General features: G+C 46.3%; 21 protein-coding genes. 2 read left to right on the top strand and 19 right to left on the bottom strand.

The window, feature by feature from the left end; translation table 11 throughout:
• Positions 1–69: 69 nt before the first annotated feature.
• The 6 genes from pnpS to citZ all read right to left on the bottom strand — a co-directional run bounded on the left by pnpS (position 70) and on the right by citZ (position 7,323).
• A complete protein-coding gene (pnpS, locus tag ACWA2B_RS03105) occupies positions 70–1,872 on the bottom strand; it encodes a two-component system histidine kinase PnpS (protein WP_340955012.1) in 1,803 nt (600 codons plus the stop codon).
• 119 nt (positions 1,873–1,991) lie between these two features.
• Entirely contained in the window at positions 1,992–2,861 is an 870-nt protein-coding gene (locus ACWA2B_RS03100) for an SDR family oxidoreductase (RefSeq protein WP_029516625.1), read from the bottom strand.
• Between the two features lie 213 nt (positions 2,862–3,074).
• Complete coding sequence (locus tag ACWA2B_RS03095; RefSeq protein ID WP_023987918.1) at positions 3,075–3,491, bottom strand: hypothetical protein; 417 nt, start codon at positions 3,489–3,491, stop codon at positions 3,075–3,077.
• Positions 3,492–3,805: 314 nt separating this feature from the next.
• Positions 3,806–4,747: a malate dehydrogenase gene (mdh, locus tag ACWA2B_RS03090; protein ID WP_028542892.1), complete on the bottom strand. Its 942-nt coding sequence runs from the start codon at positions 4,745–4,747 to the stop codon at positions 3,806–3,808.
• Between the two features lie 16 nt (positions 4,748–4,763).
• Positions 4,764–6,059 (bottom strand): NADP-dependent isocitrate dehydrogenase, encoded by a 1,296-nt coding sequence (gene icd, locus ACWA2B_RS03085; protein ID WP_029516624.1) that lies wholly within the window; start codon positions 6,057–6,059, stop codon positions 4,764–4,766.
• A gap of 151 nt (positions 6,060–6,210) precedes the next feature.
• A complete protein-coding gene (citZ, locus tag ACWA2B_RS03080; RefSeq protein WP_029516623.1) occupies positions 6,211–7,323 on the bottom strand; it encodes a citrate synthase in 1,113 nt (370 codons plus the stop codon).
• 345 nt (positions 7,324–7,668) lie between these two features.
• Here citZ and ytvI point away from each other — a divergent pair, with 345 nt between their 5' ends.
• The gene (gene ytvI / locus ACWA2B_RS03075) at positions 7,669–8,787 is read left to right on the top strand and encodes a sporulation integral membrane protein YtvI (protein WP_029516622.1); all 1,119 of its coding nucleotides are present in this window, start codon (positions 7,669–7,671) and stop codon (positions 8,785–8,787) included.
• A gap of 29 nt (positions 8,788–8,816) precedes the next feature.
• On the opposite strand, the gene ACWA2B_RS03070 is transcribed toward ytvI, so the two are convergent.
• The 7 genes from ACWA2B_RS03070 to ACWA2B_RS03040 all read right to left on the bottom strand — a co-directional run bounded on the left by ACWA2B_RS03070 (position 8,817) and on the right by ACWA2B_RS03040 (position 15,160).
• Positions 8,817–9,215: an FxsA family protein gene (locus tag ACWA2B_RS03070; RefSeq protein ID WP_013309596.1), complete on the bottom strand. Its 399-nt coding sequence runs from the start codon at positions 9,213–9,215 to the stop codon at positions 8,817–8,819.
• Entirely contained in the window at positions 9,212–9,730 is a 519-nt protein-coding gene (locus tag ACWA2B_RS03065; protein WP_029516620.1) for an acyl-CoA thioesterase, read from the bottom strand. Before ACWA2B_RS03065 ends, ACWA2B_RS03070 begins: the two co-directional genes overlap by 4 nt.
• A 134-nt stretch (positions 9,731–9,864) precedes the next feature.
• A complete protein-coding gene (gene pelA, locus ACWA2B_RS03060) occupies positions 9,865–11,154 on the bottom strand; it encodes a pectate lyase (RefSeq protein ID WP_029516619.1) in 1,290 nt (429 codons plus the stop codon).
• Between the two features lie 287 nt (positions 11,155–11,441).
• Positions 11,442–12,284, bottom strand: a complete 843-nt coding sequence (gene pstB / locus ACWA2B_RS03055) for a phosphate ABC transporter ATP-binding protein PstB (protein WP_039269891.1) — start codon at positions 12,282–12,284, stop codon at positions 11,442–11,444.
• A gap of 17 nt (positions 12,285–12,301) precedes the next feature.
• On the bottom strand, positions 12,302–13,198 hold the full coding sequence (gene pstA / locus ACWA2B_RS03050) for a phosphate ABC transporter permease PstA (protein WP_023987910.1): 897 nt from the start codon (positions 13,196–13,198) through the stop codon (positions 12,302–12,304).
• Complete coding sequence (gene pstC / locus ACWA2B_RS03045) at positions 13,198–14,130, bottom strand: phosphate ABC transporter permease subunit PstC (protein ID WP_029516617.1); 933 nt, start codon at positions 14,128–14,130, stop codon at positions 13,198–13,200. The genes pstA and pstC overlap by 1 nt, the downstream gene beginning before the upstream one ends.
• 106 nt (positions 14,131–14,236) lie before the next feature.
• A complete protein-coding gene (locus ACWA2B_RS03040; RefSeq protein ID WP_029516616.1) occupies positions 14,237–15,160 on the bottom strand; it encodes a phosphate ABC transporter substrate-binding protein in 924 nt (307 codons plus the stop codon).
• A 208-nt stretch (positions 15,161–15,368) separates the two neighbouring features.
• Here ACWA2B_RS03040 and ACWA2B_RS03035 point away from each other — a divergent pair, with 208 nt between their 5' ends.
• Positions 15,369–16,244, top strand: coding sequence for a LysR family transcriptional regulator (locus ACWA2B_RS03035; RefSeq protein WP_029516615.1), 876 nt, complete (start codon positions 15,369–15,371; stop codon positions 16,242–16,244).
• 99 nt (positions 16,245–16,343) lie between these two features.
• Here ACWA2B_RS03035 and pyk read toward each other — a convergent pair whose 3' ends face one another.
• The 6 genes from pyk to ACWA2B_RS03005 form a co-directional block, all read right to left on the bottom strand.
• Positions 16,344–17,774 (bottom strand): pyruvate kinase, encoded by a 1,431-nt coding sequence (gene pyk, locus ACWA2B_RS03030; protein WP_029516614.1) that lies wholly within the window; start codon positions 17,772–17,774, stop codon positions 16,344–16,346.
• Positions 17,775–17,899: 125 nt separating this feature from the next.
• Positions 17,900–18,883, bottom strand: coding sequence for an acetyl-CoA carboxylase carboxyltransferase subunit alpha (locus ACWA2B_RS03025; protein ID WP_029516613.1), 984 nt, complete (start codon positions 18,881–18,883; stop codon positions 17,900–17,902).
• Entirely contained in the window at positions 18,884–19,777 is an 894-nt protein-coding gene (gene accD / locus ACWA2B_RS03020; protein ID WP_029516612.1) for an acetyl-CoA carboxylase, carboxyltransferase subunit beta, read from the bottom strand.
• Between the two features lie 180 nt (positions 19,778–19,957).
• Positions 19,958–20,146, bottom strand: a complete 189-nt coding sequence (locus ACWA2B_RS03015; protein WP_013309585.1) for a hypothetical protein — start codon at positions 20,144–20,146, stop codon at positions 19,958–19,960.
• A 153-nt stretch (positions 20,147–20,299) separates the two neighbouring features.
• Positions 20,300–20,797, bottom strand: coding sequence for a phosphatidylglycerophosphatase A family protein (locus tag ACWA2B_RS03010; RefSeq protein ID WP_023987905.1), 498 nt, complete (start codon positions 20,795–20,797; stop codon positions 20,300–20,302).
• A 165-nt stretch (positions 20,798–20,962) separates the two neighbouring features.
• The gene (locus ACWA2B_RS03005) at positions 20,963–24,640 is read right to left on the bottom strand and encodes a DNA polymerase III subunit alpha (RefSeq protein ID WP_449291682.1); all 3,678 of its coding nucleotides are present in this window, start codon (positions 24,638–24,640) and stop codon (positions 20,963–20,965) included.
• Positions 24,641–24,724: the final 84 nt, after the last annotated feature.

Here is a 24,724-nt window from a genome sequence, read left to right as displayed (position 1 = left end):
TTCCATACTCATGCGACACCCGTTTATTTTATCACGGCATTGTTAACAGAATGTAAAAAATGTTCTAGTTCATTCTTCCTGTTGCAATAGCGGTAATTCAACTGTAAATGTGGTACCCAATCCAAGCTCACTTTCCACCGAAAGGGTGCCATGATGCAAATCGACCAAGTGCTTGACGATCGACAATCCCAGCCCCGTTCCGCCAGAGTTGCGCGAGCGACCTTTGTCCACCCTGTAAAAGCGCTCAAAGATACGTGGCAGGTCCTTCTTCGGAATTCCAATACCTGTATCACTGACTGTAAATACGACCTTTTCGGTGTCATTATCCCGCTGTATCGTTAGAACCTTAATCTTTACCTTGCCACCATCAAGTGTATAGTTGATGCCATTAGACAAAAGGTTCAGAAAAATCTGCTGAAGCTTATCTTCATCTGCCTCCATAAACAGCTCATCCGGGATATCCATGTGTAATGAAATTCTTTTTTTGGCAGCTACATTGTTCAGTTTTTCCAGCAATGATTCTATGAACGACGAAACGTGCACCGGCGAGCATTCCAGAGGGGAACGCTTGGACTCGATTTTGGATAGCTCCAGAATGTCACCGATCAACCGATTCAATCGTTCGCTTTCATCATATATAATTTGCAAAAATGAACGGGCCGTCTCCTCATCTTTAACCCCGCCACCGAGCAACGTCTCGGCAAAACCCTTGACTGCGGCAATCGGCGTTTTTAGCTCATGAGAAACGTTAGCCACAAATTCGCTCCGCATATTTTCCAACCGTCGAATAGCCGTAATATCCTGTAAAAGGAACAGCATCCCCCGGTATCCGCCCTCATCCTCATACATCGGAACACCGTCCAGCAACACGAGTCTCTCCTCGGGATTGTACAAATGAACTTCACCATGCAGCCTTTCTCGGCTTTGTATACTGCCCTCAATTAGCTTTGTGAGCTCATAATGCTTCTTCAGCTCATGATACGGCTTGTCTGTCACCCGTTTACCCACGACACCGAGCATTCGCTCAGACTCACGGTTTACAAGCGCAATACACTCATTTGCATCAATCATTAGAATTCCGCCTGTCATATTACTCATGACACTCTGGAGCAGATCCTCATTGTCACGTATCGTTTTCATTTGGTTTTGGAGACTATCAGCCATACGATTAATGGCTTCACCCAGTTGCCCTACCTCGTCCCGGCGCTGCACACCAACCCTTGCGTCATAATCCAGTCCTGATATACGGTTGGCTACCCCAGTAATATGTTCAATGGGCGAGGTGAGACTGCGAGCAATACGATAGCTCACCAGTCCAGCAGCAATAAACAGCAACACTAGACCAATCCCGATGGCCGTCCAGCCGCGCTGCACTCCCTCCTCCACCGCTTTCAGACTCATGGACAAACGGATATATCCGTCAAAACCCTTATCCGATACAACAGGCTCTGCAACGTATAGCATGTTCCGCTGCAAGGTTTCGCTGTAACGAATCGTGCGTCCAATCTTCTCTGTTGAAGCTTGCTGAATTTCTTCACGAGATGCGTGGTTTTCCATCTTTCGCGGATCGCTTAACGAATCTCCAACCACCGTCCCGTCCTTGCGAATGAAGGTCACCCGCGATTCCGTAAGACGAGCAATTTCCTTCGCCTTTTGAGAATAATAAGAGACATAATCCGTGCTGGACAGGGCATCTGCATTAACAAAAGGGAATGTAGCTCGAAGCAGGTCGATCTCCCGTCCCATGTTCTCCTCTAGCACCTTCATATTCGAATTTTTAAAAATTTGTCCCATCGTGATTCCAGCAGCAAGGACAGATACGCCAATCAAAATCAGCATGATCAGGGTAAGCCTGAAACGAAACGATTTCATAAAATATGCCCATCCTTTATGTAAGTTAAGTCTCATTCTACAGGCTACCTTCATTATGTTCCACTGTGAAAAGAAAAAAGGCTAGGGCATAACACAGCCCTAACCTTTTCCTTGTCCTTTTATCCGTTTATAACTTCACCGCCATTGATATGAATAACCTGTCCGCTTACATAAGAAGAATCATCTGAAGCAAGGTACACATAGGCTGGCGCCAATTCTTCCGGCTGACCCGGACGCTTCATTGGCTGCGCTCCTCCAAACTCGCTGACCGTCTTAGCATCAAATGTAGACGGGATTAACGGTGTCCAGATCGGCCCTGGTGCTACAGCGTTCACCCGAATGCCTTGATCCGCCAAATTGAGTGAAAGGGAACGTGTAAAGGATGTGATTGCCCCTTTGGTCGATGAATAATCAATGAGTGTCTTGTTCCCAGCATACGCGGTAATCGATGTGGTGTTGACGATCGTGCTCCCTTTCTTCAAATGCGGCAATGCTGCTTGCGTCAAGAAGAACATACCGAAAATATTCGTTCGGAACGTGCGCTCTAACTGTTCTTTGGTGATATCCTCCAGCTTTTGCTGTGGATGCTGCTCCGCTGCATTGTTCACAACGATGTCGAGCTTGCCCAGTTCGTTAACTGTCTGTTGAACCGCTTTTTTGGCAAATTGATCATCTCCGATATCGCCAGGAATCAACACGCATTTGCGTCCCTCCTGTTCCACCTGACGTTTTGTTTCTTCCGCATCCTTATGCTCATTCAAGTAGATGATGGCTACGTCCGCACCTTCTTTGGCATACGTGACAGCTACAGCCCGACCAATTCCACTGTCCCCACCAGTAATAAGTGCAACTTTACCTGTTAGCTTGCCAGCGGCTTTGTAAGTTGGTTTTTCAAATTGGGGTGCAGGCGACATTTTGGACTCAATCCCCGGTTGCTGGTCCTGATGCTGTGGGGGCAAAGTTTGCTGAGGTTGATTACTTTTAGACATTGTACATTCTCCCTTCAAAATCAGATATTTTTTAGGATGCAACATTTGCATCCACTCTACTCCTGAATTACCACACAAAGTTATTCGTTAAACGAAAAAAGAACAATGTAGTGATTTGAGCGCAAAAAAAACGGCCTATGCTTATTCAGCACAGACCGTTTTTCAATTTAGCATTTGTCATCATTCGATTATAGACTCTCACTAAATGCATAATTAAATAATATGGCTGTATACCATTAAAAACGTAATTAAAATCAGGAAGACAGCAAGCAGCGTACTGAACATTCGCATTTTGCCAGCATATTGCGTAATAGGCTGTTGGCTACGAATCGCTTCCAGCGACAGCCGTAACGGCTTACCCATGGCTCCCGCAATACCAGAAATGGCGAGAAACAACAGCAAAACGACAACAATCCATGCTACCGAATAAGAACCCCAGGGAAAAATCATATAGATACCGCTAACAAGCACTAAGATCAGCGCAAATTGAGCCAAACGGTTCAATAGCTGAACAGCCGATATCGTTCCTTCCTGCACGCTAGGAGCCAATTTGTCGATTTTGCCCACCACGAAGGGGAGCAATAAATAAAAACCCATCGCCAGTGATCCAATAATGTGAATAAAAAACATTTTACAACCTCCACTTCTTTGTTTTCTTACAAACTTTTTTTCCATAGAACGATCATATTCCAACGAATGTCTACCATCTTTTCAGTGTTTTGGGACATGCTTTTCTATGTCAGGATTTTGCAAAGTCCTCATGTAACTATCAATGCATATGAACTCTATTATACCGGGGAAGTGAGTCAAAGCAAAGGAATAAGGAAGAAAACGAATAGATTCCCTATATTCTGTTTATGAGTAAAAGAGGTGTCCCGCGGCCATGACTATGGCTTAGGGACACCTCTTCAGGTAATAGTCACCGTTTTAGTAGAAAATTGAATCTAAACGGTAACTATTTTAATCACACTGCGGACCGACTCCGCGGATTGATCGAGCGCTGCTTTTTCTTCGGCTGTCAATTCCAACTCGAACACTTTTTCGATGCCATTGCCACCAAGAAGTGTCGGTACGCCAAGGAATAAATCCTGATAGCCGTACTCTCCCTCCAGATAGGCGATGACTGGGATAATCCGTTTTTTGTCTTTTACAATCGCTTCCGTCATCTGTGCAAGCGAAGCTGCCGGAGCATAATATGCGCTACCATTACCCAACAGGTTGACGATCTCTCCGCCACCGCCGCGTGTACGTTGTACGATCGCTTCGATACGTTCCTGCGAAATCAGAGTTTCGATAGGTATACCCCCAACACTGGAATAGCGTACCAGGGGCACCATATCATCACCGTGGCCCCCCATAACGAAGCCGCGCACGTCTTCGACGGAAACGTTAAGCTCTTGTGCAATAAAGGTACAATATCGCGCTGTATCCAGCACACCGGATTGGCCAATAACCCGATTTTTCGGGAAACCCAGCGTTTGGTAGGCAGTATAGGTCATAGCATCTACCGGATTGCTCAGAATAATAACAATAGAATCTGGCGCATACTTCTTCACGTTCTCACAAACGGATTTTACAATTCCTGCGTTCGTATTTACCAAATCATCACGGCTCATACCCGGCTTGCGTGCAATCCCAGCTGTAATAATGACGATATCTGAGTTAGCTGCATCCTCGTAATTGGAAGTGCCCGTGATCTGACTGTCAAATCCCTGTACCGGACCGGCCTCCAAAATATCAAGCGCCTTGCCTTTGGTCGGATTCTCTAGTTGCGGAATATCGATCAGTACGATATCACCTAGCTCCTTTTGAGCCAGCAGCAATGCGGTAGTGGCACCGGTAAAACCGGCGCCAACAATGGATATTTTTTTACGTTGAATGGACAAGTGGTATTCCCCTTCCTTACAGGTTACTAATAATGGTATCTGCGAACTCGGAGCATTTCACTTGTGTAGCACCATCCATCAGACGAGCAAAGTCATAAGTTACAATCTTCTTATTAATGGACGTCTCCAGCCCTTTGTAAATCAGGTCAGCCGCTTCTTTCCAACCCAAGTGTTCAAGCAACATTACGCCCGACAGAATGACGGAACCAGGGTTCACTACATCTTTGTCGGCGTATTTTGGTGCTGTACCATGTGTAGCTTCAAAGATAGCATGCCCTGTTACATAGTTAATGTTCGCACCTGGCGCAATACCAATTCCACCAACTTGGGCAGCAAGAGCATCGGACAGATAGTCCCCGTTCAGGTTGAGCGTAGCAATCACATCAAATTCAGAAGGACGAGTCAGTACTTGCTGAAGTGCGATATCAGCAATCGCATCCTTGATAATGATTTTGCCTGCATCTTCAGCTGCTTTTTGAGCTGCATTAGCCGCATCCTCACCGTCTTTTTCCTTGATTACGTCATATTGGGCCCAAGTAAATACTTTATCTGCAAATTCTTCCTCAGCCACTTCATAACCCCAGTTTTTGAAGGCACCCTCGGTAAATTTCATAATGTTACCTTTGTGTACAAGCGTTACACTCTTGCGTCCGTGGTCAACTGCATACTGAATGGCTGCCCGTACCAGACGCTTTGAACCCTCGGAAGAAACTGGCTTAATGCCAATACCAGAGGTTTCAGGGAAACGGATTTTGTTCACACCCAGCTCTTGCTGGAGGAACTGAATAACCTTTTTCACGTCTTCGGACCCTTCAGCATACTCGATCCCCGCGTAAATATCTTCTGTGTTCTCACGGAAAATAACCATATCTACCAATTCAGGACGTTTCACTGGAGAAGGAACACCGTTAAAATAACGAACAGGACGCAGACATACGTATAAATCCAGTTCCTGACGCAATGCCACATTCAACGAACGGATACCACCGCCAATAGGTGTCGTAAGTGGACCTTTAATGGCTACAATATACTCACGGATGGCTTCCAAAGTATCGTTAGGGAGCCATTCGCCGTATGTATTGAAAGCTTTCTCACCAGCGAATACTTCATACCAGGCAATCTTTTTGCTGCCGTTATATGCTTTTTCTACAGCTGCGTCCAGTACGCGCTTGGAGGCTTTCCAGATATCGCGACCCGTGCCGTCACCTTCGATAAACGGAATTACCGGATGGTTCGGAACCTGTAGTTGACCGTTATCAATCGTAATTTTTTCGCCTTCAGTTGGGAGCTCAAACTTTTCAAATTTCGCCATAAGTTCCTTTTCCTCCTCAGATATAAATGGGTACAGGACGAAAGACATGATCTTTATCACAGACAAAAACGTACATCTTTCGTCGTCCCCTCTATTGTACCTTATTTTTTAAATTCAGGGTATACAACCTCAATCTTCCTTCGACAAGGGATTAGCGCAACTCTGGTGATACGTATTTTTGATCCATTGGACCTGTATATTCGGCGCGAGGACGAATCAGGCGATTATTTTCATACTGCTCTAAAATGTGCGCTGTCCAACCGGATACACGACTCATAGCAAAAATAGGTGTAAACAGGTCTCTCTTGATACCCAGTTGGGTATACACAGAGGCAGAATAAAAATCCACATTGGGCTTCAAGCCTTTTTGTCCTGTTACAATTTCCTCAATTCGAACTGACATATCAAACAACGTTGTGTCGCCGTTCATTTCCCCCAGCTCGCGGGACATTTTGTGCAAGTGCTTGGCACGCGGATCACCGTTTTTATAGACTCGGTGTCCAAAGCCCATAATTTTTTCGCGATTATCCAGTTTCGCCTGGATATAGGAGTCCAACTGATCCAAACCACCAATCTCCTCCAGCGTTTTGGCCACAGCCTCATTGGCTCCACCATGCAGTGGTCCTTTTAAAGCTCCAATTGCAGACGTGATTCCGGAATAAATATCCGACAATGTGGCTACCGTTACACGCGCAGCAAAGGTAGAGGCATTTAATTCATGATCGGCGTGCAGCACGAGAGCCTGATTGAACGCTTTAATAGCCGTCTCCTCTGGATCCTTGCCAGTCAGCTGATACAAAAAGTTTTCAGCGATAGAAATACCTTTTTTAGGCGCAATCGGCTCCAAGCCCTCGCGTATACGTGCTATAGCTGCCACAATGGTAGGCAATTGCGCCTGAAGCTTGACGGTTTTGGTCACATTAGACTCTCTCGACATATCATCCGCCTCTGGGTCATACAAAGCGAGAGACGATACGGCTGATCTCAAGGCAGCCATCGTGCTCAAATCTTTCGGATATAACTTTAATTGAGTAACAATTTCATCCGGAATAGCAGCGTATTCGCTTAACTGGTTGCGAAGCTCCTGCAATTGCTCTTTATCAGGTAATTTCCCAAACCACAACAAATAAGCTACCTCTTCAAAATCGGCGTTAACAGCCAAATCATCAATGTTATAACCCCGGTACGTGAGAACGCCATCTACGATAGAGCTTATGGAGGAAGTGGTCGCTACGATCCCTTCCAGACCTTTAGTCGCTGTCATCGTTACATCTCTCCTTTGTAAAAACATTGTGAACGGACTTGCAATGTAAACATTTTCAAAAGTAAGATATGCCTTTTAAATAGCCGAGTAATGTTAACGCCATATGTCAATATTTAAACCTTCTTTCACTATACTGGATTTTGTCGTTTATGTGAACATTGAGGGCTATTCCAACACATTCAAATGTTTTATCGCTTCCATAAATAAATTTTTGAAACCCCTTACAAAAAATATTGATTCATTTGCACTTTTTTACACAGGTCTTGTCTCCCCCCTTTCCCGCATATGTATAGTAGAGCATTTATTTTATGAAATACTATCGTAAAAGAAAGGAGTCGTGAGAGCTTGAGCCGGTTAATCCTGAATCGCATATTTCGTGCTCTATGGGTGGCAATCGTGATTGTAGCTCTGTTATTGGGCATATATGTGCTTTTCCCTCTCGTCTATCCTTTCCTATTCGCCTGGCTTGTGGCTTATGCCATGAATCCATTGGTTGGTTTTCTGCGTAACAAAGCCCGTATGCCACGTTGGACGGCTGTCACGGTCTCATTATTTGTATATTTAGGTGGAATTGCAATTATCCTGTCTGCAGCAATCACCCGCATGGTTCGAGAAGTTATAAAGTTAGCCATGACTTTTGACGGGCATATTGAGCGTTTTAAAAGCCTGTTTATCGATTGGACACAAAGCGATTTGATTCAAAATGTAATTATTGAAATTAACCATTTCATCCGGGATAATCCGGATTACCAACACACCATTAACAGTAATATTGATAAAACAACTCAAACCGTCAGTTCGGCTGTCACTACGCTAGTCGCTCAATTTTTTAATGGGGTTTTGAACTTGCTGACCTCTCTGCCTAATATGGGAGCAGTTCTAATGGTTATTGTATTAGCAGCTTTTTTTATTAGTAAGGATTGGGACCGACATAGTCGGATGCTCGCAAACACGGTTCCTGATACGATTCGCAAGCCATTGTCGGATATATGGCACGATCTACGTAAAGCACTGTACGGCTATTTGCGTGCACAGTTTATTATCATCTCCATTACGGCATTAACGGTCATTGTTGGGCTGTTCATATTGCGTGTGGAATCCGCCTTTACCATCGGTTTAATGATCGGGCTGGTGGACTTGCTACCTTATTTGGGGGTTGGCATTGTGATGATTCCGTGGATACTGTATACGTATATGTCTGGTAATTTGGCGCTAGGGGTAGGATTGTCGATCCTTTATATCATCCTGTTGATTGGACGACAGATCGTGGAGCCTAAGGTGCTGGCCAGCAGCGTGGGCTTAAACCCGCTTCCCACCCTTATCGGTATGTTCATCGGGCTCAAGCTATTTGGCGTTTTAGGACTCATTATCGGACCTGTATCACTCATTGTCGTTGATGCACTGAATCGTGCGAATGTCATTCAGGACTTGCGCAATTATATTCTCGCAGGAAGAGTCCGCTAGATCATGGATAGGAAAAACGGCAGCTCACGTCAAAACCGCCGAAACGTAATACTGCCGTTTTTCATTTTTTTCTCCAGCCACTTTAATAAAAAACGTCGGTACAACGCTCGTGTTAAAGGGAACACCAACGTAAAACCAATAATATCTGTTAAAAATCCGGGGATAAGCAGCAAACTCCCACCAAAAAAGACACATAATCCATCCAGCATTTTACGGCCGGGCATTTGTCCCCGATTCATTTCATTTTTCGCATCGGCAATCACCTTACGACCTTCAAATTGCATCATGGCAGCCCCGATTAGCGTCGTCAGAATGATGAGTAAAATCGTTTTGCCTGCTCCAATCCAGTGACTTACCCATATAAACCCGTATAGCTCCGCCAAAGGAATGAGCAGCAGCAACAGCCACAGACGTTTACGCATCATCATGACTTCTGTCCCTCCCCGCCTGTAAAAGCAAACCTTAATGCAGTGTACAGCTCAGGTAGCGCCTGGTCCAGTCGAACGGGCTTCCATTCGGTGTTCACCCATACGTGACGTGTCATCCCAGTGACGAGCAGCTCTCCCGGCAGCGTGTCTGCCTGGGTCCATACCTTTCCCAGATACCTTTGATGCTCATCATCCGTTACCCGCCGAACCTCATAGATATAGTTTAGACGCAGTCTGGAGAAGTCGGTAATTGCGGTATAAACGGTAATTAAATCATCATATCGAGCAGGACTCGCATATTTCGCATTGATTTCAATAACTGGCAGTAAAACTCCACGTTCCTCCATGCTCCGATAGTTAAAACCCGTCTGTCGGATCATTTCGGTACGCCCGATCTCAAACCAGTTCAAATAATTTGCATGATATACGACCCCCATCTGGTCGCTTTCCTGATAACGGACACGTAGCGGTGCGCCATACCAGCGTAATTCCGTTTGTTTCTCCTCTTGAGTCATACAAGCTCTCCTATCTTTGTGCATCTTTATCTCTATTTTGCCCTCTCTCCATTAAACCATATTTACAGCCCGGGAACAAAAAGAGGGCAGACCGACCGGTCCTCCCTCGCAAATCATATATAATAATGCCTTTATTATTGTGGCAACGGCTTGGACAGTTTATAATATCCGCTATCCGAAGCCAGCTTAAGCAAGCTCTTAGCTTGGCTTCCCGCCCAGGCGTAACCGAGTCGTCTTTCCTCACTAATTTTCATGATGTCGGTATACTTTTTGCCATCCCGGTCTGAAAAGAAGTATTTATTGTCTTCCACATTATAGAACCGATACCACATTACACTCGATGCGTCCTTTTGGAAAAACTCCGGACCTTGACGATTGTATTTCATACCGTCGATTCGGTTCGCGTCAAACCATTTCAAAGCACTTTGAGCCGCTTTTTTCACTTCAGCGGTTTGCGGCTGGGACATGAGAAAAGCAGTAATGCCTACTGATTCCGTAGTTGTTTTGGAAGGTAACTCAAATGCCCGGGCTTCAACAGATGCATAAGTAGCCGGATCGTGCTGTGCACCCCAGATTGTTGGTGTACCATTATTTACAATTTGAGATTTAATTGTGTACTGGATACCTTTGTTTAGCGCTTGCTGAAGTCTGGAGCGGTAAGAGTTATCCAGAATATCGCTATCAAACGGCTGCTTCTTGTTCACGATATCGTCAGCCAAAACCATAACTCTGACCATTGCATCATCATTATAAGTTACAGCATCGGAATAATTACCACGTTTAGGGTATACTTGAGGCCAGCCACCGGAGGAATATTGAGAAGTTAGTACGAAGTCAACTGCTTTTTGTACACTGATCTTAATGTCTTTATTTTTGGTTTTTTTGTATACATCCGCCAAAAAGCGAATCTCGGTTGTCGTCGCCTCGTTATCGAACGTTCCGAGTTCAACACCATCCTTGCTCTTCCATGTGGAGCGTGCAGCTTTGCCATCCCATTTGGATTTATAATTCTTTTCCATAGCTTTGAAGAATCCGCCATGTGGCAATTGCCAGGATACAATATTTAAGGCAAGTGTAGTATCCTTGGATGTATTCCCCGTAGAAAACTTACTGAAATCGCGCATCTTGTTTAGGATGCTGTCTGTATTGACAACAGCGGTTGGCTTCGCCACAGCCGACAGCCCAAATAATTGCTCACGATCCAACACACCTGAATTTACATCGTCACCATAAACGTCCCGTCCCACAGCTGAATCTGTGGTAAGCTCATAAGAAGCAGTAGCCGATTCACGTACTGAATCATATGTAGCCGGCACAATCTCCTGTGCCGCAGCCCATGAGGGACTTAGGAGCCCTGACGTTACTGTAATCGCCAAACTTGAAAGCGCTATCATCTTTACAGTTGGACACATCTTCTTCTTCATTTGAACCTCTCCCTTATTTTAAGTTGGGTCATTGCGTTCAGTTTAACCTATACATTCTTGCTGAGGATTCTTTTGGATAGTGAGAGGGACTGAACCACTATTTATGCATGATAAATAGTTAGTTGTATTATATGAAAATATATCCAAACGATCAATATATTTTAATTTACTAATAGATTAAAAAAGTTAAAAAACTTTGAAAACAATAAAAATCCTCTTACTAATGCCGGATTAGTAAGAGGATTTTACGTAAAGCTAATATAAAGTAGGTCGATGAGCAACATCGCTTACCCAAATCGACCCATGATGTACTCCTGAGTCAGCTCATTTTCAGGATTCGTGAAAATATCGTTCGTTTTCCCATGTTCAACCAGACTTCCGATATAAAAATAAGCAGTATAATCGGAAATTCGTGCAGCCTGCTGCATATTGTGCGTCACAATAACGATGCGCAATTCTTTTTTCAATTCGGTAATAAGCTCTTCTACCTTGCCTGTAGACACAGGGTCCAGCGCTGAAGCTGGCTCGTCAAGTAACAGAATTTTCGGTTGAACGGATAGAGCACGTGCAATGCAAAGCCGCTGCTGTTGCCCGCCAGACAGCGCTAGAGCGGAGTCGTGAAGGCGATCCTTGACCTCATCCCATAATGCTGCTTTACGCAGGCTGCTTTCGACGATTTCATCAAGCTGTTTCTTCTTGCGCACCCCACGGTATTTGGGACCGAAGGCGATATTATTGTAAATGGATTTGTAAAAAGGGTTGGGACGCTGCCACACCATGCCAATTTGCTGACGCAGCTTGATCACGTCCGTTTCCGGTGCCGTCAAATCCTGTCCATCCATCCAGATGTGTCCCGTTGTAGAGGAAGATGCAATCTCATCATTCATCCGATTAAGGGAGCGCAAAAAGGTCGATTTACCGCAGCCGGAAGGCCCGATCAGGGCAGTCACTGTCTGCTCGGGAAAGGCTAGATTCACTTTTTTCACAGCCTCAAAGCTACCATAATAAATACTCAAATCCTCAGTACTGAACGGATGCGGCGGTTGTCCCACAAGCTGTTCCGAACGCGTAGACTGAACGGATGTTGCTGGTGCGGCGGTTTTTGCCGTTCGCGTAATCACATGTTCCATTGTTCTCCATCCCCTTTCTAATCCATACGTTTGGCAGCTGTCAGACGGCGGTATACAACTCTTCCGAACCATCTTGCACTCAAGTTGAATGCAAGCACAAGCAGCACCAGTACGGCAGAAGCGCCTGCAGCAATATCTTTGGAGTCAGGAGCAATCCCCTCACTATTGACCTTCCAAATATGAACAGCCAATGTCTCAGCAGGTCGCATCGGGTTAATAGGCGATCTAGCATGCAATGGATTCCAATCAGTAAAATCAAGCGGCGGCGTACTCATCCCTGCTGTAAACAGCAATGCTGCGGCTTCCCCGAAAATACGGCCTGCGGCCAAAATGGTACCCGTAATCAAGCTTGGCAGCGCAGCTGGCAACAAAATGGAGGTAATGATTTTCCACTTGGACAATCCAAGCGCAAGTCCAGCTTCCTTTTGCTCCTTCGGCACAGCTCGGAAAGCCTGCTCCGTTGTGCGAACCATCAGCGGCAGGTTAAATACGGCCAAAGCCAAGGCTCCTGATAAGAGGGAAAAGCCAAAATCAAACGTATTTACGATAAGTAGTAGTCCAAACAATCCGATGACGATCGACGGGAAGGAGGACAATACTTCGACGACAAGTCGTATAAAGTCCGTAATTTTCCCCGGCTTTGCATATTGCGCCATGTAAATACCTGCGCCCCAGCCAATCGGAATGGTGATAATCAAAGTTAAGATTAACAAAAATACGGAATTAAACAGTTGTGGGCCAATACCACCGCCTGCACGTAATGTTTGGGGAGCACTGGTTAAAAAGTCAAAAGAAATATGACTGACTCCGCGGGCCAAAATGAAGCCCAGTAATCCCACCAAAAGTGCAACAATGAACAAAGCGAAGAAACAGATTACAAATGTAGCGATCTTGTCGGTCGTTTTAGCTTTCATCAAACCCGGTTTCTCCTTTCAAGCAGCCTTACCAGCAGCACGAAAATGAATGTCATGAGCAGAAGAACAAGCGCCATGCTCCAGAGAGCATTGTTATGAACGGAGCCCATCGCTGTATTCCCCATGCTAAGTGTAATGACGCTGGTCAAGGTCGAAGCGGATTCCAGCAAGGAATGCGGTATGTGCGGAGCATTCCCGATTACCATCTGTACAGCCAACGCTTCTCCGAAGGCACGAGCCATACCGAGAATAATTCCTGTTAAAAGAGCAGGCAACAACGTCGGAATAATAACACGAGCAATTGTCTGCCAGCGGGTAGCACCCAAAGCATAAGAGGATTCACGTAGCCCCCCCGGCAAGGAAGACAACGCATCCGCCATAATACTCGTAATCGTCGGCAAAATCATGACTGACAACACTAGGCAGCCTGCCAGAATGCCGATGCCTTGTCCTCCAAACACGTTCCGTAGCAGCGGGACGATTACGGTCAAGCCGACAAAGCCATATACAACAGACGGAATACCGGATAATAATTCAATCGCGGGTTGAAGGATACGCTTACCCGATTTCGGCACAATTTCCGTCATAAATAAAGCCGCACATAAGCTGAGCGGACTGGCAATTAAAGCCGCCAGTATGGTTACTGCAAAAGAACCCGTAATAAACGGAAGTGCGCCGAAGGACTTAGGCTCGCCATCCGGACTCCATTTGGTTCCAAAGAAAAACTCTCGCAGACTGACTCCATTCACCGCAAATGTAGCTACACCTTTGGAGGCAACAAAATATACGATGGAGACAATAACCGCAACTAAAAAAACGACACAAACCGACGTATATATGCGGCCGGTCCATTCTTCCCAGTAATGTCTTTCTTTCATAACTCGGGATCGTTTATTCTGTTCCATGTATGCCTTCCCTTCAATTGGTCCCATACTGTAACTCCTTTAACCGAAGAATAGAGGCCGGACGCTAGTCCGCCTCTTCTTCGTGAATATACTCGCGTTAGCTGCGTTCATCGAACAGGAGGTGTGACTCTCCTTATTTCGTGATATTACCGTCAGCATCACGTTTCACTTGCATACCTGATACTGGAATGTATCCCAAGTCTACGACATCCGTTTTTTGGATTTCATCTGACAGAATGTAGTCCAGGAATGCTTTCACATGCTCTTTTGGCTCACCTTTAGTGTACATATGCTCGTAAGCCCACACTGGATATTTACCTTGTTCTACATTTTCAACGTTAGCTTCAACGCCATCGTATTTCAAAGCAGTTACTGTGTTGTCGATGTAGGACAGAGCCAGATAACCAATCGCACCCGGTGTTTCAGCAATCAGCTTTTTCACAGTACCGGAGGAATCTTCTTGAATGGAGCCCGGCAGATCTTCTGTTTTTTGTCCCAATGCGTATTTTTCAAATGTTGCACGAGTACCGGAGCTGCTTGGACGGTTTACAATAACGATTTTTTGATCCGCACCGCCAACTTCTTTCCAGTTTGTGATTTTACCTGTGAAGATTTGTACCAATTGATCTTTTTTCAGGTCTGTAACGCCTACTTTAGGATTCGCTACCGCTGACATGGCTACAACAGCTACTTGGTGATCGACCAGCTCATCTGCACCGCTCTCCAGTTTTTCTTTTGCAAACACGTCGGAGTTACCGATGTCCGCTTGTCCGCCGGAAACCTGAGTCAAGCCAGTACCGCTACCGCCGCCCTGTACTTGAACTGCAATGCCTTTATATTTATCGACAGCCATAAATTTTTGTCCCGCTTGCTCTACCAATGGTTGAAGTGCAGTGGAGCCCACAGCCAGAATGTTTCCTGTCAGTTCAGCAGCTGCTTTATTGTCTGTTCCTGTAGCAGCTTCTCCTTGTGGTGCAGCATTGTTACCTGATCCACAAGCTGCAAGTGCAAATACCATGGTGAGAGTCATCAGAATGAACGGCCATTTTTTCAACATTTTTTATTGTCCTCCCCTTAGTTAAGTGACGGTTTTTTATTTATGACCATCAACACTTTTACATTGTAGGCCTGGAATGTTAGACGAACGACGTGGTTTTGTAAAACAAATATAAAATATTGATAGATAAATTATTTTTCGGTATATAATTAATCTATAGTTTGAAATTCATATATGAATGGACATATAAGGAGAGCTGTTGGATTCCATGAATATTCTAAAATTGCGTATCTTGATGCTGATCGACAAATTCCATAAGGCGACGGATGTGGCCGAAGCTTTGCAAGTCAAACAACCTACCGTCAGCTTTCATATGAAAAGCTTGGAAAAGGAAATGGGTGTTTCCCTATTCTCTCTTCAACAAGGCAGGATTATGCTAACGGAAGCTGGAAAAAAATTATTACCTTACGCAAAGCAAATCATCTCTCTGGAGCAAGAAGCTAGACAAGCTGTAGATGAACTGACAGAAGAGTCACAGGGTCAATTACATCTAGGTGCTGAGTCGATATCAGGTACGTATCTCCTCCCCACTTTGATGGCTAAGTTTGCTGAGCGGTATCCAGATTGTCGTATTCAGTTAGAGATTCAATCCCCGGATGCAATTAGGCAGCTACTGAAACAGGGGGAAATTGATTTTGCTTTTCTCGACGATAGAGGATCTCTTCCAGAGTATACAGTGGCAGAGCCAGTGGCTTCAGATCAAGTAGGAGTTATCCGTTCTGCACGTGCACCTGAAGTCAAATTAGAGGAGTTCGATGGAACCGATATGCTGGACAAGCACACATGGGTAAAATATAGCGGTTCATCCGTTGTAGATCTGTACTCCTCGCTAGTTAAGCCCCATCTGGAAATCAACTCTTGGGAAGCGGTAAAGCAAGTCGTAAGCGGCGGAGAGGCGCTTGCCTTCTTTCCTGCAAGCGGAGTCGATAATCATGAAAATGCTGTTCCCTCGGTGGAATGGCTTCCTTATCCCGAGGCTGATTATCAAATAAACATCGTGTATCAACAAGATACACACATGAACTTAATGCAACAGGCATTCCTTGATTTCATACGACAAGAAGGACTAGAAATAAAAAGCTAGAGAACATAAAAAAGAGCATCCAAGTCTTATTGACTTGAATGCTCTTTTGCTTGTTGTAACGATACATACAGCCTCGGTATTATTTCACGGAGGCTTTAATTACGCTTGTGCTGGAACGCAGCTAATTTTGATCAGGTTCGTAGAACCGGAATCACCAAGAGGTACGCCCGCAGTAATCACAACCAAATCGCCCTCTTTAACGAGGCCAGATTTGCGACCACCTTCCAGCGCGTTGTCAAACAGACTGTCTGTTGTGTCAACGATTGGTCTGCCTTGTACTGCATGTACGCCCCAGATCAGAGCCAAACGGCGAACTGTTCTTTCCTGTGTTGTCACAGCAACAATCGGAGCTTCTGGACGGTATTTAGAAATCATACGCGCCGTTGTTCCGCTTTGTGTGGACGTCAGAATCGCTTTAGCATGCAAGTCAAGTGCAGAAATAGAAACGGATTGGCTGATTGCTTCTGTGATACTAATCTCTTGAGCCGTTCTTTGTTTTTTGAACAAATCACGGTAGTTCAGAGAGGACTCAGCTTTTTCTGCAATACGTGACATTGTCAATACGGATTCTACTGGATATTTACCCGCAGCTGTTTCGCCGGACAGCATAATTGCATCTGTTCCGTCAAAAATAGCATTCGCCACGTCACTTGCTTCCGCACGAGTCGGACGCGGGTTACGTTGCATGGAATCCAGCATTTGTGTTGCCGTAATAACAGGCTTGCCAGCTACATTACATTTGTTAATCATCAATTTTTGCGCCAGAGGTACTTCTTCAGCAGGAATTTCCACACCAAGGTCACCACGGGCAACCATCAGGCCATCCGAAGCTTCCAAAATTTCGTCCAGGTTGTCCACACCTTGCTGATTTTCGATTTTGGAAATGATTTGAATATGACTTGCATTGTGTTTCGCCAGCAATTCACGAATTTCCAGTACATCACTTGCTTTACGAACAAAAGAAGCCGCGATGAAATCAATGTCCTGCTCAATACCGAAAATGATATCATTAGCATCTTTCTCCGTAATACCAGGCAAAGAAATTGCAACGCCTGGAACGTTAACGCCCTTCTTGCTTTTGATCGTTCCGCCATTGACAATGCGGCATTTGATTTCAGTGCCTGATACTTCAATAACGGTGAGTCCGATCAGACCATCGTCGATCAGAATGGTGGAGCCGGGCTCCACGTCCGAGGGAAGATCTTTGTACGTAATAGAAATACGATCTTGCGTACCGAGAATTTCTTCCGTTGTCAGCGTAATGAACTCGTCCTGAACAAGCTCAATAGGTTCAACTTCGAGCTTTCCTGTCCGGATTTCCGGCCCCTTCGTATCGAGCAAAATAGCAACATTTTTGTTAAGCTCCTTACAAGCTTGACGGATGTTTTTAATCCGGTTGCCATGCTCCTCGAAATCACCGTGAGAGAAATTCAGGCGGGCTACGTTCATACCAGCCAAAATCAGTTTCTTCACATTTTCCAATGACTCACTGGAAGGACCGATGGTACATACAATCTTAGTTTTGCGCATTTGGGTTTTTCCTCCGTTTTCAAAGGTGCTACTCTTTATATCTTTTTCCAACAATTAAATCTACTACACTTTTTCCTATTTGTATAGGAAGTTCGTCATATTTATTGTTACCCGTTTACAGCGTATTACAACATAGGTTCAGTTTCCGAAGACTTCAAGAAGGTGTATTGACCTATTTTTCGGAATTTCTGATACCGATCTTCCCTCAATTCATCGCAGTTCATATTGGTAAGTTCCGCCAAATGACGTTCCAATAGCTCCTTGATTGCGGCAGCGGTCACTTCATAGTTACGATGCGCGCCCCCTTTCGGCTCCGGCACAATATCCTCGATAATTTCCATGCGAAGGAGGTCATTAGCCGTAATCTTCATGGCTTCAGCTGCCTGATCGGCCTTGGAAGCATCTTTCCATAGAATCGAGGCTGCACCGTTTGGAGAAATGGCCGAATAAATGGCATGTTCCAGCATCAGCACACGGTTACCGACTGCAAACGCAAGCGCACCGCCGCTTCCACCCTCGCCGATGACCACACAAATAACAGGCACCGAAAGCTTTGCCATCTCCCGCAAGTTGCGGGCAATCGCTTCCGATTGACCTCTCTCCTCTGCTGTATTACCCGGATAAGCGCCCTTCGTATCAATGAATGTAATAATAGGGCGTTTAAATTTCTCAGCCTGCTGCATCAGACGCAAGCCTTTACGGAATCCTTCCGGATGGGCACTACCAAAAAAACGTGCAATGTTATCTTTCGTATCCTTACCACGCTGCTGGCCAATGACGGTCACCGGAATACCATTCAGCTTGGCAATCCCGCCTACAACCGCCAAATCATCTCCAAACAAGCGGTCGCCGTGTAATTCAATAAAATCCGTAAACACCTGCTCTATCAAATCAAGAGACGTTGGTCTTTGATGATGACGAGCCAAATGCATTTTTTGTGGTGCTGTAATGTTCGAATATATTTCTTCTTCCATCTCGAGATAACGTTCCTCGAGACGGTTGATTTCATCTGTAAAATCAATTTGCTTATCCTGTCCGAATTGCTTGAGTTCTTCGATCTTCTGTCGCATCTCGACCAGGGGCTTTTCATAAGGCAATTCGCCAGCCATCTATTCCTCCCCTTTCACACTGTGTAGATCAAGCAGTTGCCCAAGGGTATCGCGCAGTTCCTTGCGATGTACAACCATATCCAATTGTCCGTGCTGCAAATTAAATTCGGAAGTTTGAAAATCATCCGGCAGCTTCTGTCTGATTGTTTGTTCAATTACAATACGCCCTGCAAAACCGAATACAGCTCCTGGCTCTGCGATATTAATATCTCCAAGCGTAGCAAAGCTAGCGGATACTCCACCTGTAGTCGGGTCGGTGATAACAGAAATATAGAGCAATCCCTGCTCATCCAGACGAGCAAGAGCAGCACTTGTTTTTGCCATCTGCATCAAGCTTAAAATACTTTCCTGCATACGTGCTCCGCCGGAAGTTGAGAAAATAATTAGCGGCAGACGCTTGTCTATTGCTTGCTCAATGGCGCGCGTAATTTTCTCTCCTACGACCGAACCCATACTACCAGTAAAGAAGTCAAAGCTCATCACAGCAACGACAACAGGATGTCCATAAATAAGGCCGTCGCCCGTAACGACAGCCTCTCGCAAGCCAGATTTCAGGGTCTGTTGCTCCAGCTTGCTCGCATATCCCGGAAAGTCCAGCGGGTCAACCGAAATCATATCGGCATCATATTCCGTAAACGTGTCTTCGTCGAGCACCATGCGAATGCGATCCATTGCATTCAAACGCATATGGTATCCGCACACCGGACACACTTTCAAATTTTTCTCTAGTTCTTTGCTGTATTGAATACTTCCGCACTTGCCACATTTGGTCATAAGACCTTCGGGAATTTCCCGTTTGGGACGATCCGGCATGTCCGCTTGATCGCCGCTCAGCGCCCGTTCCGAAGGGATGGTCGCGTATTTACGCTTCTTTTGGAATAAATCTTTAAACACAACTACACCTCTCCAGCCGTTTATTTGTCAGCCGTAACCGATACAAGGTCCTCTACCGTCTATGCGGCACCTCTAAGCATTATGTTCATACACACGTCAACGCCTGTTCCTAAAACATTACCGCCGATCGTGCATCCTTTGTTCCACTCATGCTGCTGTATCACTTCCGCCGTTCCGGACTCAAGGGCGCAAAATCGAATTAAGCACTTCCTGAATTTCTTCGACTTCACCCGAAGGCACAAGTATCTCAAACTGTTGCTTGGATGCGCTGATGGCCCGGGCCTGCACCATAAAACCTTCTTCAGACAGTTTGAGCTTAATCATGTCAGCCAGTCTGGCCGTCGGTGCAATATAAATCACCGTCCACATGCCTTGTTTCTACCCCCTAAGCCTCAAGTTTTGAGCCCATATAATAGACTCATGATAACATACCTTACTTTTTTCCCGCAACAAAAGCCCTCCTGATCATTTAAGTTCCGTCGGAGGGCCTAGAAAATCATCAACTCTGTTTACACAGGTCAACTAAGCGTCCAATGATGCAGGATAATGCTTGGCATGGAGACTCCGATGTGCAATTCGCGAAGAAGCAGCGGCAGCCAGTCCGGCGACAAGATCGTCTAAAAACACATGAATACCACTGCCTTTTTGGTTCAGCTGTTCGATAATCCCCGTCTTTTCCTTATCCAGATAACCAAAACTGGTTAAGCCAATCATGCCGTACACACTCGTAATTCCAAGAGCTAGTGTCTCGTCCACTCCGTACAGCGGTTCGTCTGCCTCCATAATGGCTTGCAGCGGCTGAGGGAGAAGTTTTTTTTCAGCCAATTCATCGAGCGCAATGCCTGTGAGCAACGTATATTGAACCTCGCGCTTTTGCAAAACCGCTTTGACACTGTCTATACATTCTTCCATCGTCAAATGAGGATAATATTTTAGCTGAAGCTGAAAAACAATGTCCGCAATGGACTCGATACGAATGCCTCTGCGATTTAGCAAAGTTTCTGCATATTCATAGGACATAATTTCCCTCCCGCTTTCACCGTGCAGTTCTATTCTTTCACCGTGCGGGACCTTATGGTGCAGTGTGCGTGTTGAACCCCTGTTCCGCCAGTTTTCCAAGTGTATGCGGGAGGGAAGGAAAATGTTCATTAAACCGTTACAATAAGGGCGGGTACTGTGTACCTATTATTTGACTTTCACCGTGCCTTCACCCAACATCGACTCCATTTGATCAAAAAGCTGAGGAGAGGGCTTAATACTGTAAGCATCGCTCAACGCCAGCAGACGCTGGTTGCTCTCATAAAAAAGTACGGTAGGCATAGCACCGGGATGCTCCTGTAGCAGCGCCTTGAGACTGACCAACAAGCTGGCGTCCTCCTCAGCCTGGCGGGTGATCTTGACAAACACCCGCTGACGAGTGGTCGGCTCCGCGCTGCGCGGGACCGGCACCTGCTCACCGCGAGCCGCTTCGACTCCGCGCGGTGAAGCCGCCGCCACGGGGGGAGCCACCTTCGATTGAGGCGAAGCAGATGCAGTGGCTGCCGAAGGCGGGGACGACACACGCGACGCGCTCCCGCCTGGGCCGCCAGCGGCAGAACCAGCAGCTGGTAAGGATGCTCCAGCTGCGGCGGACGAGCGCGTACTGGCACGTCGGCGCTGGAGGAGCCGTGCCAGCGAGTCTTCCGCCAGCGGGGCGGTCTCATCCGCAAGGAGCTTGAAGTGCTCGTCCTGCTGCTGCATCTTGGCTCGAAGCGTAAGCAAAGCCCCCTTTTCAATCCACTGCTGGCTCCGCTTCCACACCTCAGGAAACAACACAACCTCACAGCGCTCAATCTGATCCTCCAGCTCAATGAAGGCCATAGCCTTACCCTGCTTGGTCGTAATCGTTTTGAGTGACACTACCATGCCTGCGGTCACAACAACCGTTTCATCTGGCACATCGCCCAGCTCCATCAGACGATCCGCCTCGCTGTTTTCCAAAAGCGACTCAAAATCATCCAACGGATGCCCGGATAAATACAGTCCCAGCAGTTCACGTTCCAGCTCTAACTGCTGGCTGGCACTGAATTTGGGTACATTGGGGTATTCGATATCCCAATTGGGCATTTCCACAAAACCAAACATATCAATTTGCAAGTCATCCCGTTCCTTGCGCCACTTGACGGCTGCATCCACCGTTTCATCCAGCATGGCAAGCAACTGTGCCCGATGACCCGTCAATGAGTCAAAGGCCCCTGCCTGAATAAGCGATTCAATTACTCTCTTATTACATACTCGCAAATCGACACGTCGACAAAAATCGAGCAGGCTGTCGAAAGGCCGTTCCTTGCGAACAGCGAGAATGCTCTCCATCGCCTGTGTGCCAACATTTTTAATTGCAGCCAGGCCGAAACGGATGCTTCCTTGCTGTAATGGAGTAAACAGCACCCTGCTTTCATTTACATCAGGCGGCAACACTGCGATATCCATACGACGGCATTCGACGACATATTCAGCCACTTTCCGATGACTTCCCATCACCGCCGTCAGCATTGAAGCCATGAATTGTACTGGATAATGTGCCTTTAGATAAGCCGTCTGAAATGCTAGCACACCATAAGCAGCTGCATGAGCACGCGGGAAGCCGTAGTCAGCAAAACGAACAATCATATCGTAAACCCTGCCGGCCTCCTCCTCCGTGTATCCCTGCTTGATACTGCCTTCAACAAAATGTCCGCGCTCCAGATCCAGCACTTCGCGCTTTTTCTTGGACACAGCCCGGCGCAACAGATCGGCTTCTCCCAGGGAAAAGCCCGCCATGCGCGAAGCAATCTGCATGATTTGCTCCTGATACACAATAATACCGTACGTATCCTTTAAGATCGGTTCCAAGTCAGGATGCGGATAAGAAATCTCGATCTGACCATGCTTGGCCTGTATAAAGTTAGGAATAAAACCCATTGGACCCGGACGATACAAAGCCAGGACAGAAATGATATCCTCAAATACACTCGGCTTCAAATCCTTGAGTACCCGGCGTACACCGGCCGACTCCAGCTGGAATACACCTCCTGTATCTCCTTTGCCCAGCAAGTCATAGGTATGGGGATCGTTATCGGGAATACGGCTAAAATCAGGCGTGTCTCCATGCTCTTCCGCAATCCAGTGTATGCACCGTTCAATAATGGAGAGCGTACGCAGCCCAAGGAAATCCATTTTAAGCAAACCAATGCGCTCTAGATTTTCCATCGAGTACTGCGTCAAAGGTACTCCTTCGCTCCCCTCTTGCAGCGGAACCGCATCGGTCAATGGAGTCCGCGAAATGACAACACCCGCTGCATGTGTCGAAGCATGACGAGGCATTCCTTCAACCTTGATCGCCATATCCAACAGTTCACGTGTCTTGGGCTTCGTTTCATATAGTGTTTTCAGCTCCGGGGTAATTTCCAGCGCATGACGGATATTAATGCCCAGCTGCGCCGGAATCAGCTTGGCAGCCTTGTCTACCTCTCCATATGGCACGTTCAATGCACGACCGACGTCACGGACAGCGGCTCTTGCCGCCAGCGTTCCAAAGGTGATAATTTGCGCTACATGCTCATTTCCGTACTTCTGTACTACATAGTCGATAACCTCGTCACGCCGCTCATCACTAAAGTCAATATCTATATCCGGCATACTAATTCGTTCAGGATTCAGAAATCGTTCAAAGAGAAGGTTGTATTTCATCGGATCGACATTCGTGATGTTAAGCACATAGGCAACCAAACTGCCTGCTGAGGAACCACGCCCTGGTCCCGTTGCAATCTTATGCTTATGTGCGAAGGCAATAAAATCCCATACAATCAGGAAATAATCGCTGAAACCCATACTGTCAATGGTATTCAACTCATAGTTTAGCCGTTGGTTCAGCCTTTCCCGTTCCTCCGGCTGCTCCCATCCGGAATCGCTTCCATAGCGACGCTCCAGCCCTTGCACGCACAGATTGCGTAAATAGGACGAAGAGGTCATTCCTTCCGGCAGCGGGCGATATTCAGGTAAAATGGATTGACCGAATTCCAACTCCAGTTCGCATTTTTCAGCAATACGCACCGTGTTGGCGATGGCTTCTGCCACATGCGGGAATAAACGAGCCATATCCTCCTGACTTTTCAGATACAACTGACGTGTTGGTATACGCAAACGCTCCTCATCGTCAACTGTCTTTCCTGTCCCGATACAGATCAGAACATCCTGTACGTCCGCATCTGGCTCAGTCAAGTAATGCACGTCATTCGTCGCGACCAGTGGAATATCCAGTTCCTTCGCCAGTGCGATCAAGAGAGGATTTACACGTTTTTGCTCCGAAAGACCATGATCCTGGAGTTCCAGATAAAAATCATCGCCAAAAATGTTACGATATCGTTCCGCTGCTCGTCGTGCCTCGGCTTCCCGACCATGCAGTAAATGCTGCGGCACTTCACCGCCCAAACAAGCGCTCAGGCATATGATGCCTTCGTGATGGGCAGCCAAAGCCTCCATGTCGATGCGCGGCTTATAGTGAAAGCCCTCCAAATGGCCGATGGAGCACAGCTTCATCAGATTTTGATAGCCTGTTTTATTTTTGGCGAGCAAAATTAAATGATATATGGGCTGATCCTTGCGGCTGCCACGCTCCTTGCGCGATCCTGCCGTCATATAGGCCTCACACCCAATAATCGGCTTAATGCCGTTCTCTACACACGCTCTATAAAAAGGAATGGCACCGTACATGACCCCGTGATCTGTAAGGGCCAGCGCCTTCATTCCATAAGCTGATGCCTGTTTGACCAACTCCGCGGTACGAGCCGCGCCGTCCAGCAGGCTGTACTCGCTATGAACATGCAAATGCACAAATGAACTCATGCGCTTCTCTTCCTTTCACCGCTTGATTTTCTTCAAACTATTTTATCATATCCGCGTTAGTAGCGCCCATAGAATAAAAGTACA

Source organism: Paenibacillus sp. CMM36 (assembly GCF_053570945.1).
This window is presented reverse-complemented; position numbering and strand designations above follow the sequence as displayed.

Bases quoted from the DNA above. Each gene is read 5' to 3' on its own strand.
- pstB (WP_039269891.1), bottom strand. From the start codon at position 12,284: ATGGAACATGTGATTACGCGAACGGCAAAAACCGCCGCACCAGCAACA.
- ACWA2B_RS03035 (WP_029516615.1), top strand. From the start codon at position 15,369: ATGAATATTCTAAAATTGCGTATCTTGATGCTGATCGACAAATTCCAT.
- ACWA2B_RS03025 (WP_029516613.1), bottom strand. From the start codon at position 18,883: ATGGCTGGCGAATTGCCTTATGAAAAGCCCCTGGTCGAGATGCGACAG.
- ACWA2B_RS03015 (WP_013309585.1), bottom strand. From the start codon at position 20,146: ATGTGGACGGTGATTTATATTGCACCGACGGCCAGACTGGCTGACATG.
- ACWA2B_RS03005 (WP_449291682.1), bottom strand. From the start codon at position 24,640: ATGAGTTCATTTGTGCATTTGCATGTTCATAGCGAGTACAGCCTGCTG.
- pyk (WP_029516614.1), bottom strand. From the start codon at position 17,774: ATGCGCAAAACTAAGATTGTATGTACCATCGGTCCTTCCAGTGAGTCA.
- ACWA2B_RS03100 (WP_029516625.1), bottom strand. From the start codon at position 2,861: ATGTCTAAAAGTAATCAACCTCAGCAAACTTTGCCCCCACAGCATCAG.
- icd (WP_029516624.1), bottom strand. From the start codon at position 6,059: ATGGCGAAATTTGAAAAGTTTGAGCTCCCAACTGAAGGCGAAAAAATT.
- pstC (WP_029516617.1), bottom strand. From the start codon at position 14,130: ATGGGACCAATTGAAGGGAAGGCATACATGGAACAGAATAAACGATCC.
- pstA (WP_023987910.1), bottom strand. From the start codon at position 13,198: ATGAAAGCTAAAACGACCGACAAGATCGCTACATTTGTAATCTGTTTC.
- pnpS (WP_340955012.1), bottom strand. From the start codon at position 1,872: ATGAAATCGTTTCGTTTCAGGCTTACCCTGATCATGCTGATTTTGATT.
- pelA (WP_029516619.1), bottom strand. From the start codon at position 11,154: ATGAAGAAGAAGATGTGTCCAACTGTAAAGATGATAGCGCTTTCAAGT.
- ACWA2B_RS03095 (WP_023987918.1), bottom strand. From the start codon at position 3,491: ATGTTTTTTATTCACATTATTGGATCACTGGCGATGGGTTTTTATTTA.
- citZ (WP_029516623.1), bottom strand. From the start codon at position 7,323: ATGACAGCGACTAAAGGTCTGGAAGGGATCGTAGCGACCACTTCCTCC.
- ACWA2B_RS03070 (WP_013309596.1), bottom strand. From the start codon at position 9,215: ATGATGATGCGTAAACGTCTGTGGCTGTTGCTGCTGCTCATTCCTTTG.
- ACWA2B_RS03010 (WP_023987905.1), bottom strand. From the start codon at position 20,797: ATGTCCTATGAATATGCAGAAACTTTGCTAAATCGCAGAGGCATTCGT.
- ACWA2B_RS03065 (WP_029516620.1), bottom strand. From the start codon at position 9,730: ATGACTCAAGAGGAGAAACAAACGGAATTACGCTGGTATGGCGCACCG.
- ACWA2B_RS03040 (WP_029516616.1), bottom strand. From the start codon at position 15,160: ATGTTGAAAAAATGGCCGTTCATTCTGATGACTCTCACCATGGTATTT.